The organism is Salinicoccus hispanicus (assembly GCF_009831115.1).
In the GTDB taxonomy this organism is placed as follows: Bacteria; Bacillota; Bacilli; order Staphylococcales; family Salinicoccaceae; genus Salinicoccus; species Salinicoccus hispanicus.
Genome location: NZ_WUUK01000002.1, coordinates 323,256 through 341,926, shown reverse-complemented (window position 1 = coordinate 341,926; position 18,671 = coordinate 323,256). Strand labels below are relative to the sequence as shown.

The following is an 18,671-nucleotide window of genomic DNA, read 5'->3' as shown; positions in this document are numbered from 1 at the left end:
AGCTTCTATAAGCTGCGCTTTTACTATAGAATATAGTCTTCTACCTGTTTCTTCTCTCCATTGACACGAAGGAACACTTTAACAGATCGGATATCTTCATATCTGACTGGCACTGTATGCTTCCTATCAGTGTTATACATGATCTTGACGATCTTTTTGTCCTTCTTGTATACATAGATCGCCCAGTCTGTATTGTCGGTGGTGTTGTTTATCTTCACATCTATTTCTGTTTCTTCCCCTCTAGCAGTAACTTTCGGCCGCTCGATGAAGGTACGCGCAGTGATGCCTTTGACAGTACGTTCAAAATAGTCAGGAAAATAGTATTTGACGTTCTCATGACCCTCGTATCCTCTGAGATCAAGTTCATATAGTATCCCATGTGCGTCGAAGTGTCTGAGCATTGGGACCATATGCTGGCTATAATGCAGATCCCTGTTGCCCCCATGGAAATAGAACTGGCTGCGTGTCTCTTTGACAAGCAGTCTCTCCCGGAACTTCCGGTCCAATATTTCTGGTGCATCAGCATTGTTGTGTCCGATGATCTGGGTAAACAGCATTTCTTTGAGCTTTTCGTTCAAAGTACTCAAGTAGGTGCCTACATTGAGTTGACTGGCACCCGCGATGATATGGCCAGCGCCCAGAGTGAGACCAATAAGTAGTGCGCCGGTCCCTCCCTTTGATGATCCTGAGATGATCAGCTGTTCTTTGGCAACTTTCATCTCTTCAAGCTTCTCTTCAATCAGTGCGCAGACATCATCAAGATAGCTGGTGCTGCCCTCTGTTCCCATATAATACACAGGAACATTATCCACCGAATCTTTAATGAACAGCTTATTGATATGTATATCATTCAGCGTTCGCATATAGTTGTACTTGGCCGGAGCGCCATGTGTTTCCTTGCCATTGAAGCCGGAGAGCACAACGATTAGATGGTTGCTGTCTGCCTGGTTATATTGGAGGTAGTCTATCCTGTGGTTCTTCCCCCGGTAATAGTGTTCGTGTTTTTTAATATCATTTTTGAATTTATCCAGCATGATTGCATCATCCCTGTTGCTAAATTTATTTTAAAAAAGGAGAAGCGTTGCTTCTCCTTGAGTCATTAAAGTTTTTGAATGTTGCCGTAGTTGTAGTATTCAACTTCCTGGAAGTCGTTCTTCATGACGTTCTTCGTATCGAAGATATACTTGTTCTTCATTGTGGTGAAGTCCGAGTCGGACATATTCTTGAACTGGCTATGGTCACTCAGAACGAGGACCAGCGAACTGTCTGCAACTGCTTTCTTCACATCTTTCTCTACCCAGTCCATCTTGACGTGCGGATCATAGGCAACTACTTCGAGATCTTCTTCTTTTCTGAGCAGCTCGTAGATGTCGAATGCCGGGGATTCACGGATATCATCCACATCTCCCTTGTAGGTCAGACCGAATACGGTCACCTTTTTCCCATCCATTCTGGAAAGAATCTCTTTCGTATAGTCCACAACATATGCCGGCATGGAATTGTTGATCTCCCTTGCCTGCTGGATGAGCGGGGACTTATCCGGTGCTTCTGCGATGATGAAATATGGATCGACTGCGAGACAGTGTCCACCGACACCCGGTCCTGGCGTATGCAGGTTGACACGTGGGTGCTTGTTCGCCATTTCGATGACTTCGTGAACATTGATGTCGAGATGGTTACAGATCTTCGCCAGTTCATTCGCAAGCGCGATGTTGACATCCCTGTATGTGTTCTCCATCAGCTTGGACATTTCAGCAGTCTTGGCATTAGTCTCGATCATCTCACCTTTGACGAAAGTACCGTAGACCTTCTTGCCCGCCTCGACACACGCTGGTGTCATGCCGCCGATGATGCGGTTGTTGTAGATGAGCTCTTCCATGATCTTGCCCGGCAGTACACGTTCCGGACAGTGGACCACAAAAATGTCTTCACCGATGGTGAAGCCCTGTTCCTCGAGATAAGGGGCAACATGGTCGTCCATTGTTCTCGGTGCAATCGTAGATTCGACAATGACCGTATCCCCTTTTTTAAGAATCGGCACAATGCTCTTCACGCCGGACATGACAATTGAAATGTCACATGATTTGAATTCATCATCATTATTCGGAGTCGGTACAGCGATGATATAGACATCCGCTTCCTCCGGTTTTATGGATGCTTTAAAGGTTCCCTGTTCAAGCACTTCCTCCAAAGCTTCCTGTAGGCCCGGCTCCTCAATGTGGATCTGACCACCATTCAGCATATCCACTGCTTCCTGTTTGATATCCACGCCGACCACTTCCACACCATGCTTCGCAAACATGATGGATGTCGGCAAGCCGATGTATCCTAAACCTACTGTCGTTAGTTTCATATTAGAATCCTCTTCTCTTTCCAGTGTTTGTTAATATCATTAAATATTATAGCAAATTACACGGGGTTTTCAAATCCACACCATCAGCAGAATCTATATACGATAGTCGAAGTCTTCATCGAGCACATCCTTCAGCATGCGTTCCATGCCCGCTTTTGAAAGGGGGCACGTCTGGCTTCGGCATCAAAATAGTAATGGACATATAGTTTCGACATATCCAGCCCACTCTGTCCCATCTATTTCATGAGAGGATCCAGATGGCTTCTCATATCGTGGGGACAGAGTGTACTTTGAAAATAGTGGATCCGCGCGCATCGCGATAGTGTCTGAATGTCTCTGTAACCGACAGACAGTATCCATACTGCTCAACCACCCTTCCCCTATCAAGACTGCCATAAACATGAGGGATAATTTGTGCCCTGCCCACACCCGAACCTCAGGCCGGTACCATGCAATGTCGGGTCATCGATGAAAATCAGCGATCCTCGAAGACTATCCGTCCAGGTGCTTCCCATGAAGACCGGCGGACGTTTCTTTTCCAGGTTGATGGCATCATTCGATATGACAAGCATATGGTCCGTTCGTTTTCTGAGGCATAGAAGGAAATGATACGTCCTGTCTTCATTAATTACTTCAAGACGCATCTATCGATTGAACGGCAGCTTTACAGTTGTCAGCGCAGCACTTTCGACTGCCACTATTCTACTCTTTACCATATCCATCACATTCTTTATCTGATTGTCAGCATACCTGCTTTATACCACGAGGAACGGTCAAAATTCTTTGCATAATGATAGGATATCTTCATTTCCTCTCCGGCCTTCAACGTCACGTTTTTCCCTTCATGGTAGTCATTGATCGAGAACTTTTCGCCATTCAGCGCTATGAAGATGTTCTTTGAGGGGTGGTTATAGTAGCCTTCCAGCACAAGTGGTTTGTCAGATTCATCATTATTGGCCAGTGTCAGAGTAATCTCCTCATCCTTCAGCTTCGTCCCCTGAAGGGGTCTTATTTCAATATGATCAGCTTGTGCTGCCACTTCAAGGTTGCTGATGTCCCTGACATTGATCCCGTAATGGGTCAGTTCGACCCTGGCACGGGATGCAGAGCCTCTAGTCTGCGACGCTCCGTCATTCGCCTGCATTGCGATTCTATCCTCAAGCGTTTCATATCGGTTCGGAATGAAATAATTCAATATCGGCCATTTGTTTGAAACCACTTTATCAAAATATGTTCTATTCTTTCTTGCCTGGGTGTCCAGATACATGAACTGGTTCAGCATATGACGGTTGTTTACAAACACAAAGGTCTCCAGAACGTTATCTGTTTCCTGAGTAATGTTGCTATGCCAGTTGCCCATCCGTGTTTCCCAATACAGCATGACCGGCAGGTTATAACCATATAACGCGACCTGTTCCATATCCACTCTTTCTGCGAAACTTCGATACATATCCAGAAGCTTTTCAGGTTCTTTCCTCAAAGTTTTCGGTGCCCAATTGACAATAACATTAAGCAGTTCCTCATCTGTCTGTGCATTGATATGATTGGCACTGAATGGCAATTTGGCAATCTCGTATATTGTTGATTTGACATGAATGCTATTTTTCTCGAACTCACGATGTGTCAGGTGGCTCAGCACATAGGAGTGGGAAGATGAAGTATTGCGGCTGATTGTCTTTTCATAATCCTTAGGCAGGGGGTACTCATTGAAATAGTAGTAAGTGTGATTATCATCAATGTTGAGATTATACACAAGACGGTCCACAAGGTCCTTGTCCTTCCTATAGATTCTGCTGAACTGGGAATCAGGTGTATTCTCCAGATCAATCATATAGGTGAAATATTGCACCTTGTTCATTGTCGGTTTAGTGATGGCTAGTGATATTTTGGAATCATAGCCACCTGTCAATGACTGGTAGATAAGCGGATAATTGCGATTCAGCCATTCCACTTGTGGCTGGTAGAAGTCTATCGTCTTTGCCACAATCTCATCGACTTCTGACACTTTGCTCTGGGCTCTCGGGTAGTAGCGTATGAACTGCATTCCGACTGCGGAGTAGAACACATTCGGATTCATTTTGTATACGGATTGTGTGGAAGTATAATCAAGGAAGCCATTCATTTTAAATTTTTGTACTGAGAGTTCGATGTTATTCTCTCCTTCTACAACTTCCCTCACCAGTACCTCATGTGAACCCAATATTTCCTTGTTCCAATAGAATACTGGTCGGAGGCAGGTTGCGTCAGTGAACAGCACAGTATCAGACCCATCATCTGCAATGAGTATATAACGGCCATTGAGGAAATCCAGTTTTTCATAGAATGATTCTTTGTTCTCAGACTGGTAAAGCTGACAGAGCTCTGTCAGAATTTCAGAACTGGATCTATTGCCATCAGTTATATCCAGTATATATCCGATGAGAAGTATTCTGATACCATGATTGCTGCTGTCAGTCACCTCTGTCTTATCATCGTAGTAGAGATGGGCGGACGACAGTGCTTCCACGTGATCAAAATCATTCTGTACATTTACGAGTGCTCTTTTTGATAAGATAAATGGCTTACTTTGAAACTCACGATTCATAATATCATCCCCTTTGCGTCGCAATTAGAATATGTTCAGCTGGTGCAGCACACTGTAGACGAACAAGCCGAGAACCGAAATTGCAGGAATATAACGATAGAAGGGTCTTCTGTATTTTTTCACTTCCATCTGCTCACCCTGCTCCTGCTGCTTTCTGGTCATCTCGGACTTGTATGCAAGCTGCTCTTCTTTTGTCATGTCCTTGAATTCACGGATGAACTTGACGTACTTGCTGATGATCGGCGCCGCTTCGCCATAGTCCTCTATTTCCCCATAGTGAATCCAGAGAGCCTTATTGCACATCTTTGAGATTTGGGCTGCCGAGTGGGAGACGAAGAATATCGTCTTGCCGTCAGCCTGGAACTGTTTCATGCGCTCGATACACTTGTTGGAGAATGTCTCATCCCCGACCGATAGAGCTTCATCGACAATCAGTACATCCGGATCCGTATGGATGGCTATCGAGAATCCGAGTCTTGAGCGCATACCACTCGAATATGATTTTATCGGCTGCTTGATGAATTCTTCTCCCAGTTCGCTGAAATCAACGATATCCTGATAGCGTGCATCAATCGTTTCTTCACTCATTCCGTGCATCAGGCATTTCATTCGTATATTCTCTTCACCGGTCAGGTCATTGTTCAAACCGGCATTGATGGCAATCAGGGAACTTTTCCCATTGATACGAACCTTGCCGGTAGTTGCTACTGTAACCTGCCCAAGCAGATCGGACAATGTTGATTTTCCGGACCCGTTCAATCCGATGATTCCAACGGAATCTCCGCTCTGGACCTCAAAATTGATATCACGCAAGGCATAGTAAGGTTTTTCTTTATAGAAATGTCCCATAGTGAATAGCGACAGAAGCTTAGCTACTTTACTGCGGTTCAGATCATAGACTTTCGATACATTTTCAACTTTGACTTTATAAGTCATCTATAAGACCTTCCTTCATACAGCTAGAGTTCTTTATAAACCTGAAGAAGCTTATCTTTTTCAACATCCCAATTATACGTGTATTTCGCTTTTTTACAATTATCGCTGAATCTCTCCCGCATGGCTTCGTCGCGAACCATCATGTTGACCGCATCGGCAATGGCTGATGGTTTGCTTGCATCTATTGCGAGTCCCACCTGCTCACCTTCGACTACACTTCTGATTTCAGGAAAATCACAGCTCACCACAGGCACATGGGCCATCATGTATTCGAACAGCTTATTGGATGATGCCGAATAATGGTTATAATTGATGTTCTGCAATACCTGGAAACCAAGATAGGCATTGCGAGTATAAGATGGAAGTTCGGAAAGATGTACTTTCGGTACAAATTTGATGCGATCACCGAGATCCATTTCCGTCACCATTTTTTCAAGTTCTGTCTTCTGCCTGCCATCACCTAGAAATACGAGCGTACCTTCCTCTATCATGGGCATGGCCTGGATAAGCAGTTCAAGACCTCTACCCGGTTGGACGCCTCCTTGATAGAGCAGTATCTTTTCTTCTTCGGGAAGGTCGAGTGCATCATGGAGGTCTGCTTTCGGTTTCCTCTCGATATCAAACAGTTCCGAGTAGTTGTATAGCGTGTGCGGATAGTAGCCGTACAGTGCTTCATGTTTTTCTGCTCTTGTATGATTCTCAACTATCGTCTCATCGACGAATGGTAGGAGTGCGCCTTCCCATCTGGCAATCGTCTTTGGATTATAACCGGTGCGATCGGTCTGCACTTCATGTGAATCGTAGACCAGTTTCCTGCGTTTTAACCTCATCTTCGAACAGATTACCCCCTGGGTAAGGGTGTTGAGATCATGCGAATGATATATATCCGCATTCTGGCGATATCCTTCAATGATCATTCTGATACTTCTGGCAAGTTTGATCATATTGCGTCTTGTGCTATTATTCTTCACCGCACCATATGCGGCACCGAGGAAAATGAAATAGGCGGACATCAGTAGCCAGGATTTATAAAAAAGGGCTGGAGCGACAATCGTCGTTATTCCAGCCACACTGATGACAAACTCTTTCCTATTGTTCTGGTAGAGTTCCAGCAGCCAAGGGTACATCGGTACGCGATGAACCCGAAAGTGATCATTGACCACCTCAAAAGCTTTTGCACGCAAGTCCTTCTTATTCTCAATCGCTATAAGATTAACATCGTAGCCGTGTTCACTGAGAGTCACGCCTTCCCTCATGACACGTGCATCGTTCGTGAAATGATTCCATACAAACATCGTCACTTTTTTCATTTTATCACCTATCAGGATTCTAGTACTTTCATCAGATCTTCTCTCAATATCGGTGCGAAACTTTCAGCGAAGGTTTTTGTCATATGGTCATGGTCGTAATAGCCAATGACATTACCGATAATTGGTCCACAAGTATCTTCTTCACAAAAATATTCATGATAGTCTACATAATGTACATTCTCAGGCGGATTTTCAAGTTTGTCCCACGCAGATGGTGTTGGATAGACGGCATCCGTTTGGACTGAACAGTCCTCATGATCCGCCCCTTTGGCAGTGATACACTCTGGAATATCTTCATTGAAATATGGTGTGTCCCTGACAGCGAGTACTTCGATGCCATTCTCCTCTAGACGGTTGAACTGATCGAGATACCCTTGTGGCACCTCCGTTTCATCCGGACGCGCAATATCCGCAAGTGTTATTACCGCATCCACATCTGCTTCAACCAATTTCTGGACCACGTTCTCGTTCCACTCATTACAGTCTTCTGCACTGACCGGATCAAGTGAGAAGCGGCATCCACTTTTCGTCACATTCAATACTTTGATATTATCTTCTTCAGCAAAGACTTTCACCGGAGAAGTCCAGTGTGTGGATTTTGAGCCACCCACAACTGCTACTATATATTCAGGATTTTCGACATCACCGTATTCACAGAGTTCCACTTCCGCTTCATCAATGCCCTGCTGGCATCCATTCGTATAGGATTCCTCTTTGTCTTCCTTCACTTCGGACATTGCTGGTATCGGATCCTTCTCTTCGAATGAAGTCTGGTCGAACCCTTCGACATTGACCATGACGCCAGGGTATTCACTACTGCCCGCAAGATTTGCGGTTGCAGAGGACTGGTACTGACTGATGCCGAACCATGCACCGACAGCAATGACCAGTGTGACGACGAGTGCAAATATCGGCCTGAAGGCTTTTAATGTAAAATTGTTTTTGGAGATGTATCTGTTGATCGGGTTTTCGATCAGATTAGTCGACAGGAAGCTTAGACCGAGTGCCAGCAGGATGATTGCGATTCCGTGAATGACACTGACATCCTTGGTGTTAAATATAACATAATAGAAACTGAGCAGCGGCCAGTGCCACAAATAGAGTCCGTAGCTCAATCCACCAAGCTTGACCATTGCACGGCTGCCGAGGAACTTCTCTACACCGAATCTGGTCGGATTCTGACCAGCCAGCATGACAAAGACAGCCGCCATGACCGGCCATAGTGCCACATAGCTCGGGAAGCTGCCTTCGACATCGAGCAGCAGCCCTGTACTGATCAACCCTACAAGACCTATCCAGCCCATCATTGTGCTTATGATGCCCGGTAGTCTGATCTTGAAAATGAACAGCATCAACAGGCCACCAACTGCAAATTCCCACACGCGTGTCCTTGTATCGAAATAGGCCCATGGCTGGTTCACTGCAGTAAGATAGATTGAATACGCAAGTGATGTTGCAAACAGCACTGCCAGTATCGTGAAGAATATTTTCTTGAAAGCAAACTTCGTCTTATTGAATATGAGTATGGTCAAAGAAACAATCAGAAACCATATGACATAGAACTGTCCCTGGATGGACATCGCCCAGAAGTGCTGTACAGGACTTTTTTCGTTGGTCTGATCGAGGTAATCCGTACCTATGACAGCCAGTTGCCAGTTTTCATAATAGAAGAGGGATGCAATGATTTCCTTCATTGTATCAAAATGCCTGACTTCAGGCAGAATGAAATACCCTGCTACTGTAACAAAAATGAGAACCATCAGTGCGTTTGGCAGCAGACGTTTCAAAAGACCAAGAATGAACGTGGAAAATTTGACGTATCCATCTCTAGCATACTTCGACAGAAGGGACGTTGTTATCAGAAACCCTGAAACGACAAAAAATACGTCCACCCCTCCTGAGACACGCATCATCCATATATGATAGATTGCCACCAGAAGTGCGGCTATTATTCTGAGTCCCTCTATTTCGGGACGGTATTGCTTTTTTATTTCCAATCTCTCTCACCCGACTTATCATACTGATTTGGTTTATAAACAGTTTAGACTTTATAGGAAATCCTATAAAGTCTAAACTGTCCTTGATTACTGCACTTATCAACCGCTATATCCAACCTCGTTCTTCAGCTGCCGAATGGTTTCATCAAGTTCTTCACTTCCTGGTCTTGCATAGCTATCGTAAAGGCTGTAGATATCAAGGAAACGTGTAACCGCTTCATGCCGTTCCTCAGGCTTTATGCGGTCGAGACGTACAATGTACCAGCCTTTGACATAGAAGTTGAAGCGTTCCTGCATGTATGTCTCAAGCAGATTGTGCTTTTTCAGGAATGGAATGCGCTCTATCTCGAGTCGATAGTACTTATCGAAAAACTTCTTCCCTATCGTATTCGTAACCGAGCCACTGACAGCTGCATAATACATGTGTACAAATGTATCTACCGCCATAGCCTTATTGGAATGCAGCATGAGTTCCTGGAAGAACATCGTATCCTGTCCAGCCGCGCCCTCAACCATTCTGATGTCGTTTTTCTGGACCACTTCGGTTTTGATGATGACTGCCTGGATGCTCTGTGCTCTTAAACCACTATGTTTCATGAATTTATGTGTGTTATCGATGTAGTTCTGATCTTCATTATATTTTCTGACAGTACTTGAGTAGCGGAAACTGGCTTTTCTGTGGTTATCTTCTTTGATGATATTGCCAACCACCATATCAAGCTCTTCATGTTCAAGCAACTTATCGAGCAGATCGGCATACCCCTCTCCTGAAGCTTCATTGTCAGGGTCAAGATATGTCATATACTTTGTCGACACCATTTCTGCCCCTTTGTTTCGTGGACGGGAGGCACTGCCTGAACCTTCTTCAAAAGCGAAATAGCGGATATCCGGATTCCGTCGGCGCAATCTATCGATGATCTTGATGGTTTCTTCATCCGTACTTCCATCATTGATGAAAATGATCTCCATCTTGTCGAAAATCGATGCTCTTGTCAGGCTACGGTAGCATTTGTCTTCCAGATAGCGTCCATTGTTATGAATCGGCACTATGACTGAAAGCAGTTTTTCTGACACATTCTCCGATTTCGGATACTCTTTCATCACTTCTGTCATCGGAATTGCATAGCCCGTCTTTCCGGCAGGCTCCAGTCTTTCATCCATTAGATCAGCATCGAACATGGTCAGGAATTTATCACTCACTGTGCCGGTATAGTCATGCACATCTGTTCCAGTCTTGGTAATGAAATCAACATCAGTATATACAAAACCTGCAAGCAGATCCTCCAGATGATACTCCTCATAGATATATTCATCACTGAAGTATGTTATAAAATCATACAGTTTCAACACTTCGGATGTAACATCCGCCTTTTTCATCAGTGTCCTGTTTGCATACATCTGCCTATTGAAGTTCTCTTGTGCAAGATCCGATATCTCATCAACTACAACCAGTATTTCTTTAGCATTCAACTGTGTGCCTATACCGAAATTTCGTGCGTACTGTCCGATACGATGGTATGCAGTATCATTCAGCATCACCTGGCGAATACCTTTTGCTCTGATATCTTCATAGGCCGCTTCCGTATGGTTTCTAAGCATCGGCATGACATCCTCTTTAAGATTGACCATGAATAGATGCGGAAACTTATTGTTCACGCCCATGCTGTAGTTTGTCAGCATGAGGTTGCCCATTGCCTGCAGTTCGTATACCCGGTTTGCAAACATCGTTTCTGAGTATTTGACGGAGTTGACGTTGATGGCCCAGCGGAAAAGACGATGGGTGTTCATCAGATCTTCGTGCTGCATCGGATAGGTCAGATTTTCAATATAGCGTGAAGGGAACTGATAGCGTGTCCGTTTCAGATGCAGATTCCTATCAATGATCGTCAGATCGTAGCCGCTTTCCTTTGTCCCATCAAACATCTGTGACGATTCCTTGTTTCTGACCGGATATTTCTTCGTCCAGCTGCCGGCGAATATGACATGATCCTTATGCTCTTCAGCCATTCGAGAGCGGGATCCCACAGGATTATGATATTCAGGATTGACTCCGAACTCCATGACATGGACCTTGTCATTGTCGCAGTAGCTCTTGTACTCATCCACCATCTCTTCTGCAGACGTATACACGACATCACATTCCCTGGCAATATCTTTGAATAGGTCGTAGTTTACGGGATCCTCCTTCGAATAGAAGGCGACCGGGATGCCGAGATCCTTCGCATGCTGGATCAGTTCCATGAGACGCTGGCGCTTTCCGCTTCTAGGGGAAGCCACCTGCTCCCAGCTTTCGTCAAGGCCTCTCCATGTCGATGCGACAATAATGAAATCCAAAGATTTGCTCAGGCCACCGCCTTCTGAATTGATGTAATGGAAGTTGGCGACATCTTTATAGGAATGGTATAGAAACTCATCACAGATTATCCCGATGTCGAGTTTCAGCTTATCGAAGTAGCGGGAGCCATTACTTTTGCTTAGATTATTGAAATAGGGAGCAATTTCATTCAAAAATTCCACTTTGCCATCCTGATCAAACTTCTCATAATAATTATGGCGCGTATTATACATTTTTTCATTGCTCAGATGCTCTATAGCTCTCAGATAATCCTGATCGAGAAGTTTCGTATAATATTTCAGACGTTCCGACTTGTTCATTTCGCTCAGACTCTGAACCTCTTTGTTCGAGTCGACCATTTCCTGGTTCTCCTTCTTGAACTCAGACATTACTTCGCCCTCCTTTTTCGACGTTCCCAGAGCTTAACCTGTATCTTCCCAAGCTTGGATTCCCTCAGATTTTTATAAAGAGTTTCAATGCGCTGCAGACGCGCCTTCGCATTATCCGCATCCTGCTCCAACCTTATCTGTCTTCTCAGAAGCCCGTCGATGATCGCTTTGACTTTCTGGCGTTCATCGGTGTAGTACTGGTGTACATCCTCCTGAACCACCGGAGGCTCGTCGCCGACCTGGCTGAAATCGTAGTCAACATCAGCTTCATGCATCCAGGATACGAGCGAACCATGCTGGAGTTTTATGAGTTTGAGATCCGGAAAATAAAGAACAATCTTCGCTTCGAAGTCCTCTTCCCTTACCGGAAGCTCAATCGCAAAATTGGAATCCCTGAAGCGGGGGGCATCCGATTGGACGATGCAGGTATCATTCATGTTTCTGCCCTTCTGAAGCTCCCTGCTGTGTACCAGACCACGCAGATTCCCTTTTACAAACAGCATCTCGAGTTTGGTGCCATCGACTTCGACATAGGATTTCGAAGCAAGCAGACGATCCCTGAACTCGGTCATCATATCCATCTGACCCATTACTTTGCTGTTGAATGGATGCGCAGTGTATGTTTCAAGGTCAACTTTCACAGACTCTGTCACTTTCGGATAGACATAATGCGAATTCTTTATGCTTGTCCAGCCTCTGATTTCTCCGCCGTGCTTGAATAGCACAAAGAAAGTGCCGTTCATATACTTTACTGAAATAACAGTAACCAGACGATGATTGAATATCCCCAAAGGCTGCTGAGTCTGATCTATATCGAATTCGTTGTATATGTCCTGTTCAGGATCTTCATCCAGAATAAGCTGAAATACGTAGGGATCCTGGAGAATTTTCTCCATCTTGCTCTGTAGTTGGCCGTTCATCATTTTCTCAAACCTTTCCTATAAGTAGTCGATGAGTTTATTTCTGAATCTGTAATGGATGTGTACACCAATGTATAGCAGCAGCAGTGTAAATGACCAGAAGTATAGATGGTCTCCGAAGTCACCATAGAGTGGCGCTTCAGACAGTACAAATGAATGCCGGTAGTTCATGACGAGGTATGCAAAAGGATTGAATGCGGTAATCGTCTGCAGAACCGGATGCACTCCATCGAGAGACCAGAAGATGGGCGTCAGGAAGAAGAACATGCGAATGATGTTCTGCAGCACATTTTTCATGTCCCGAATGATGATGATGAGAGAAGACATAATAAGACCAAATGCAAAAATGAAACTGTACGACGCTACCAGGAAGTATATGAAACCGAGATAATGGACCGGCTCGGAGTAGCCATGCCAAAGACTCAGTATGACAATGATCGCAGTTGTCATCAGCAGGTTGATGATATTATTTACAACTGCAATCGATATGAGTGTACTGGATGGAAACTTCATTTTTGTAACCAGACTCAGCTGGCTTTGGATGGAGTTTGATGCTGCGTTTATACCTTGGGACAGGAACAGCCATGGGAAGAGCCCTGATATCAGATGGATGATGAATGGTATATCACCGACATCTCCTCTGACCCCGCGCAACCCCATTCCAAAAACAATATAGTAGATCAATACTTGCATTGCCGGCTGGAGTATATTCCAGAATACACCCAGATAATGGTTAGCATACTGGCTCTTGATCTGATAGATGCTGAGTTGCCAGATCAGGTGGCGGTGTATCCACTGCTCTCTTATAATGTCATAAATTTTCTTCATGCTAAGCCCTCGATTCAATAAGCTTAAAATCCAATTTCTTCGCTTATAATGATTAACATTCATATATCCCATCCGGAAATCGGATGCCTTTCATGCATCGACTATTAAAACCGAATGAATTTCCACTCGTATCATTATAATCTTTTAGAGTATGGATGTCATCCCATTACAAAATGCGTCCCACAATATTACATTTATATTACTTTTTAATGAATTTGGAAAACTTTCTACCTAACGCTGCAGAAATCATTTAAAATATAAGTGTAACAAACTTTTTAGGAGGTACAGATGAAATATAAAAATAGACTCATTGTTCCTACATTGATTTCTACTGCTCTCTTTGGTGCAGCACTGAACGCCGAGGCTGAAGAAATATCCAAGGAAGAAACGACACAACAGCATATAGATTCAGTTGAAGAAGCAACCGCCCTTGCAGAAAATGAAGAAATACAATCCCTTGAAGAAGAGGATACATATATAGAATCTGAGGATGCCGCGCCATCAGACGGTACAGAAGAGACAGAACAAGGTGCAGAAGTAGAAAATACCAGCACCGATGTGGAGACAGTCGAAGCGCCGGTCGAAGAGACAGCTGCAGACACCGTCGAAGAAGCCGTAACTCCCGGCAATGAGAAAGAAGTGACTGCCGAAGTCCCAGTCGAAGAAGAAAAACCGGAAACTACCACGGAACCAGAGAAGCCTGCAGCAGAAGCATCAACTGAAGAGACAGTTGCACAAGAACCAGATACAGTACCTGATGAATCGGAACAGACTGCTCCAGTCGAGGAACCGGTTATCAAAGAAAACCTGGAAACAGAAGCTGCGCCGGAACAAACGGTGGAAGCACCTGAAACAACATCTGAGAAGCCTGAAGACATCACAGCTGAGGCTCCGGTCACCGAAAATAGTGATGAGAGCACTGAAAAGGTTCAGGATGCTGAATCGGATCAAAACACACTTTCAAAAGAAAATGAGGAAGATGTAACTGATGTCTCGGAAGAGGAGCTTGCGGAAGAAGCAAGCGATGATACTGGGGAAAGCAGTGAGGATAAAACGTCCCCGGAAACTCAGTCTGATGAATCGGCAGAAGAAGAAATAGATGATGAAACTGAAGAGGAAGATAGTGAAAAAACGTCCAAGGAAAGTATGGACGTTGATGCAGAAGCACCACTTTCAGAGGAAGCAGTCTCTTTAAAAGAAGATGCAGATGAAATCATTGTAGATGAAACACTCGAAAAAGAACTCGTTACCATGCTTGCACAATACGATATAGAGCCTGATGCATCCGGATCTTTCTTCCAATCTACAGCTGCGTCATCACGGATGACACTTGCTCAGGCCGTTACAAACATCAACGACTACATCGATCGTAACAACTTCACTGCACCACGTATCACCTATAACCATATTGCAGGCCTGCCGAAGTATAACTATCGGAATGGCATCGGTAAACCTGAAGGTGTTGTACTTCATGAAACAGCCAATGATAGTTCAACCATCAATGGGGAAATCAGTTGGATGAGCAGAAATTACAGAAATGCTTTTGTGCACGCGTTTGTTGATAAGGACAACATTATTCAAGTCGCTGATACTGATCACTTAGCTTGGGGTGCTGGACCGAATGCAAATCCCAGATTTCTACATGTAGAACTCGTCAGACACAATAATACGCATGATTTTGCCAAATCCATTAACAACTACACCGATTACATTGCGAATTTGCTGTACAAGTATAAACTGCCAGTCGATAGTGCTGAAGCGGATGGAAAGGGTACACTTTGGTCTCATAGTGCTGTAAGCACCCATCTTGGAGGTACAAATCACGTTGATCCATATACGTACTTCAGCAAGTTTGGCTACTCCTACCGTGATGTAGAAAAGCTCATTGAAGAGAAGTATACAGACCTCTACAACAAGAAAACAACACCTAAAGTGACTATGCCGGTCACTACTTCCGATGCAAAGTATGTCGGAAGGATAAACGGATCAAACAAAGGCTTGTACGCAAGCGTCACAGACGTCAAGACAGCTTCTGCAGATGACCATACCAATAAGACTTTCTATGTCACCAGGAAAGCGACATACAACTATGATGACTACTACCTGGTGCAGAGCGACCTTGAAGACAGTTACGTCGGCTGGGTGCACGAAAATGACTTGAGAAAACTGGAGCGAACAGCTCCGACAGAGTATAAGAAAGCATTTTCTGTCAAAAACTCAAATAGTTATTTATTCGATACACCTTGGGGAACACCTACCCAGAGGGTGAGCCTGAAAGATTACAGCTCCAAGAAGTTCGTCTCAGACCAGATTATGAAAATTAGCAATACCAACTACCTTTTCGGACAGTTTGATGGTCGATCAGGATGGATCAAACTATCTGATCTGGAAGAGTATGTGCTCGCTGCGCCATCACCCGTTGCTACCACACCTGTGGAAAGCATTAATGCAGCAAGGCTGAAGGATGCAAGCAAGTCGGTCATCTACAAGTCTTATAAGGACAAGACCGGTACCGCACGTTCCCAGTTCGATGACTACACACTATTCACAAAAGAACGCGTAAATTATAACGGTAATGACTTCTATTCGCTCTATGACAGTAAAAATAATGCCTTCGTCGGCTGGGTGAAAGAGAACGATATGAATGTATATAGCAAATCGGCTGAAGTCAGCCATCAAAAGGACTATATCATCAACAATCTGGACAAACCGCTCCTCTCCGTTGCATTCGGCGATGATAAGCAGCAGATTGCGGACTACCGTTCCATTGGTTCATACCTTTTCAGCGCGCAAAAGAAGGTAACCGTCGGCGCACTTGACTACTATTATGGAACCGTCGGCAACAGTACCGGCTGGGCGCATTACGCACACGTTACACCAATTGAAGCGGGTGAACACAAAAGAGTCTCGGATTCCAGCGCCGCCCGTACGCGCAGTAGTTCAAGCAACAAGGTTTACGCTACACCGTATGCCACTTCAGCAAAAACGAATGGAAACCTTGATGACATGACCTTCAACACAAAAGAAAAAGTGACCTTCAGGGGCAAGGAATACTACTCGCTCTATAATCCGAAGGACGGCAAGCTGGTCGGATGGATGAATGGTGAAGACCTATCCACCCATCACATGACGCAGGAAAAGAAACACGTCAAATTCTACGTTGTCGATAACCTGAATAATTATCTTCTTGAGGTTGCCTATGGTGATAAGAACCAGCGTGTCGATTCCTACAGAAATACAGGGTCCCACCTATTCACAGCTCAGAAGCATGTCAAGGTCGGTGCTCTCGACTACTACTATGGACGGACAGGCGGAACCTATGGCTGGGCACATTTTGCCCATGTCACGCCACTGGATGAAGTACACCACGTAAGAACCAATGACAGCAGCGCAGTCAGGTTGAAGTCCAGTGGAGAACAGAAAGTGAAAGTTCTGCCGTATGACGTGGATGGTACTGCCAACCAGAATAATATGGACAGAACATTCTATACAAAGGAAAGAATCGAATGGAAAGACAATACTGTATATTCCATCTATGATGCTGTAACAAATAAAGCGGTCGGATGGGCGAATGCAGAAGATCTATCCATATACAGCATGTCTCAAGCAAAATCCCATAATGTGAACTATATCGTAAATAATATTGATAAACCGTTGCTGGCAGCTGCGTTTGGTGATGATAAACAGCAAGTTGGTTCCTATCGTAGTGTCGGCTCCTATCTCTTTGAAGCCGAGAAACAGGTCCAGGTCGGCAGCCTTCACTACTACTACGGAAAAATCAACGGTCAATACGGGTGGGCCCATTATAAGCATGTAACCCCTGAAAAAGAAATCGCAATCGATCGTAGAAGCAGTACGCATGCCGGACGTATCGGAGCGACTCTCGACAATGGTCTTTATACTTCAATCTATGATATCAAGGGTAAGCCGAACACCTCGTTTACGAATAGTACACTGTTTACAAAAGAAAGAGTAAGATTCAACAATCATGATTTCTATTCCGTATACAGCAATGTGGCTGATAATTTTGTCGGCTATGTAAGAGCAGAAGACATCAGCCTAAAATCGATGGCAACACCGAAACGTCATACCTCCGATTACCATATCACCAATGGTGAGAGCTATCTGATGGCTGTACCTTATGGCACATACAAGCAGAGAGTCAGTCAGCTTGCTAATCTGAATAGGGATGACTTCAAAGCGGAACAGTCCGTTGTAATTGATGGAAATACTTATTATTATGGGCATATCGGCAGCTACTCAGGCTGGGTATCAGCAGATAGTGTAGGAGAATATATTGTGAATACAGTTCCATATAATAAAAGTTTGGAAGAGGTACTCGACATCCAGATGCGTCTGAGTGCCAAACCACAGATCTGGGTCTCCGGTGGTGGTTGGAGAGATGCGACACGTGATGAGGTCAGAAATTACCTTGATACCTCAAACCAGAATTCCGATACTTGGAACTATACATTCCTGGATCTGAATCGTGCTCAAAACATTTCAAGTACAGAACTCAACAATAAACTGCTTGATGGCAAGGGTATCCTCGATAACCAAGGTCTGGCATTTGTCAGAGCAGCAGCGCAATATGGTGTCAATGAAGTCTATCTCATTTCTCATGCACTTCATGAAACAGGTAATGGAACGAGCCAGCTTTCCAAAGGTGTACGTCTGGACGAGAATGGTAACATCTCCGAAAACGGCACACTCTACTACAATATGTATGGCATCGCAGCATATGACCACAACCCTGTTCTCGAAGGTGCACGCTATGCACAGCGCATGGGTTGGGATTCACCTTCAAAAGCAGTCACTGGAGGCGCGCAGTTCATCTCAAGCGGCTACTTCAACCGCAATCAGACGACACTCCACTCCATGCGCTGGAACCCGGCAAGCCCGGGCACCTACCAGTATGCAACTGATATAAACTGGGCCTATGCTACGGCACGCAATCTTCAAAATTACTATAACCAGCTGGGTATCAATGGTCAGTACTATACAAAACATACGTTCTAA

11 protein-coding genes are annotated in these 18,671 nt (G+C 44.5%); 1 reads left to right on the top strand and 10 read right to left on the bottom strand.

The features are described 5' to 3' along the window. Positions 1-23: 23 nt before the first annotated feature. The 10 genes from GQ671_RS06620 to GQ671_RS06575 all read right to left on the bottom strand — a co-directional run bounded on the left by GQ671_RS06620 (position 24) and on the right by GQ671_RS06575 (position 13,652). The gene (locus tag GQ671_RS06620) at positions 24-1,034 is read right to left on the bottom strand and encodes an accessory Sec system protein Asp2 (protein ID WP_160654499.1); all 1,011 of its coding nucleotides are present in this window, start codon (positions 1,032-1,034) and stop codon (positions 24-26) included. A gap of 65 nt (positions 1,035-1,099) precedes the next feature. Then, positions 1,100-2,353 carry a nucleotide sugar dehydrogenase gene (locus GQ671_RS06615; protein ID WP_160654496.1) on the bottom strand — a complete coding sequence of 418 codons (1,254 nt, stop codon included), beginning with the start codon at positions 2,351-2,353 and terminating at the stop codon, positions 1,100-1,102. Between the two features lie 383 nt (positions 2,354-2,736). After that, entirely contained in the window at positions 2,737-2,997 is a 261-nt protein-coding gene (locus tag GQ671_RS06610; protein ID WP_160654493.1) for a hypothetical protein, read from the bottom strand. Between the two features lie 86 nt (positions 2,998-3,083). After that, the gene (locus tag GQ671_RS06605) at positions 3,084-4,937 is read right to left on the bottom strand and encodes a hypothetical protein (RefSeq protein WP_160654490.1); all 1,854 of its coding nucleotides are present in this window, start codon (positions 4,935-4,937) and stop codon (positions 3,084-3,086) included. Positions 4,938-4,961: 24 nt separating this feature from the next. Continuing rightward, a complete protein-coding gene (locus tag GQ671_RS06600; protein ID WP_160654487.1) occupies positions 4,962-5,873 on the bottom strand; it encodes an ABC transporter ATP-binding protein in 912 nt (303 codons plus the stop codon). A 23-nt stretch (positions 5,874-5,896) separates the two neighbouring features. Further along, positions 5,897-7,183, bottom strand: coding sequence for a glycosyltransferase (locus GQ671_RS06595; protein WP_160654484.1), 1,287 nt, complete (start codon positions 7,181-7,183; stop codon positions 5,897-5,899). Positions 7,184-7,194: 11 nt separating this feature from the next. After that, a complete protein-coding gene (locus GQ671_RS06590; protein ID WP_160654481.1) occupies positions 7,195-9,180 on the bottom strand; it encodes an acyltransferase family protein in 1,986 nt (661 codons plus the stop codon). Positions 9,181-9,279: 99 nt separating this feature from the next. After that, positions 9,280-11,904 carry a glycosyltransferase gene (locus GQ671_RS06585; RefSeq protein WP_246153182.1) on the bottom strand — a complete coding sequence of 875 codons (2,625 nt, stop codon included), beginning with the start codon at positions 11,902-11,904 and terminating at the stop codon, positions 9,280-9,282. After that, positions 11,904-12,800 (bottom strand): hypothetical protein, encoded by an 897-nt coding sequence (locus GQ671_RS06580; RefSeq protein WP_211364892.1) that lies wholly within the window; start codon positions 12,798-12,800, stop codon positions 11,904-11,906. The genes GQ671_RS06585 and GQ671_RS06580 overlap by 1 nt, the downstream gene beginning before the upstream one ends. Before the next feature lie 42 nt (positions 12,801-12,842). Next, positions 12,843-13,652, bottom strand: coding sequence for an ABC transporter permease (locus GQ671_RS06575; RefSeq protein WP_160654475.1), 810 nt, complete (start codon positions 13,650-13,652; stop codon positions 12,843-12,845). Positions 13,653-13,940: 288 nt separating this feature from the next. Between GQ671_RS06575 and GQ671_RS06570 the strand changes: the two genes are divergently transcribed. Next, the gene (locus GQ671_RS06570; RefSeq protein WP_160654472.1) at positions 13,941-18,671 is read left to right on the top strand and encodes an N-acetylmuramoyl-L-alanine amidase; all 4,731 of its coding nucleotides are present in this window, start codon (positions 13,941-13,943) and stop codon (positions 18,669-18,671) included.

Coding starts and splice junctions, on each gene's coding strand:
- GQ671_RS06620 (WP_160654499.1), bottom strand. CDS start 1,034: ATGCTGGATAAATTCAAAAATGATATTAAAAAACACGAACACTATTAC.
- GQ671_RS06615 (WP_160654496.1), bottom strand. CDS start 2,353: ATGAAACTAACGACAGTAGGTTTAGGATACATCGGCTTGCCGACATCC.
- GQ671_RS06610 (WP_160654493.1), bottom strand. CDS start 2,997: ATGCGTCTTGAAGTAATTAATGAAGACAGGACGTATCATTTCCTTCTA.
- GQ671_RS06605 (WP_160654490.1), bottom strand. CDS start 4,937: ATGAATCGTGAGTTTCAAAGTAAGCCATTTATCTTATCAAAAAGAGCA.
- GQ671_RS06600 (WP_160654487.1), bottom strand. CDS start 5,873: ATGACTTATAAAGTCAAAGTTGAAAATGTATCGAAAGTCTATGATCTG.
- GQ671_RS06595 (WP_160654484.1), bottom strand. CDS start 7,183: ATGAAAAAAGTGACGATGTTTGTATGGAATCATTTCACGAACGATGCA.
- GQ671_RS06585 (WP_246153182.1), bottom strand. CDS start 11,904: ATGTCTGAGTTCAAGAAGGAGAACCAGGAAATGGTCGACTCGAACAAA.
- GQ671_RS06580 (WP_211364892.1), bottom strand. CDS start 12,800: ATGGAGAAAATTCTCCAGGATCCCTACGTATTTCAGCTTATTCTGGAT.
- GQ671_RS06575 (WP_160654475.1), bottom strand. CDS start 13,652: ATGAAGAAAATTTATGACATTATAAGAGAGCAGTGGATACACCGCCAC.
- GQ671_RS06570 (WP_160654472.1), top strand. CDS start 13,941: ATGAAATATAAAAATAGACTCATTGTTCCTACATTGATTTCTACTGCT.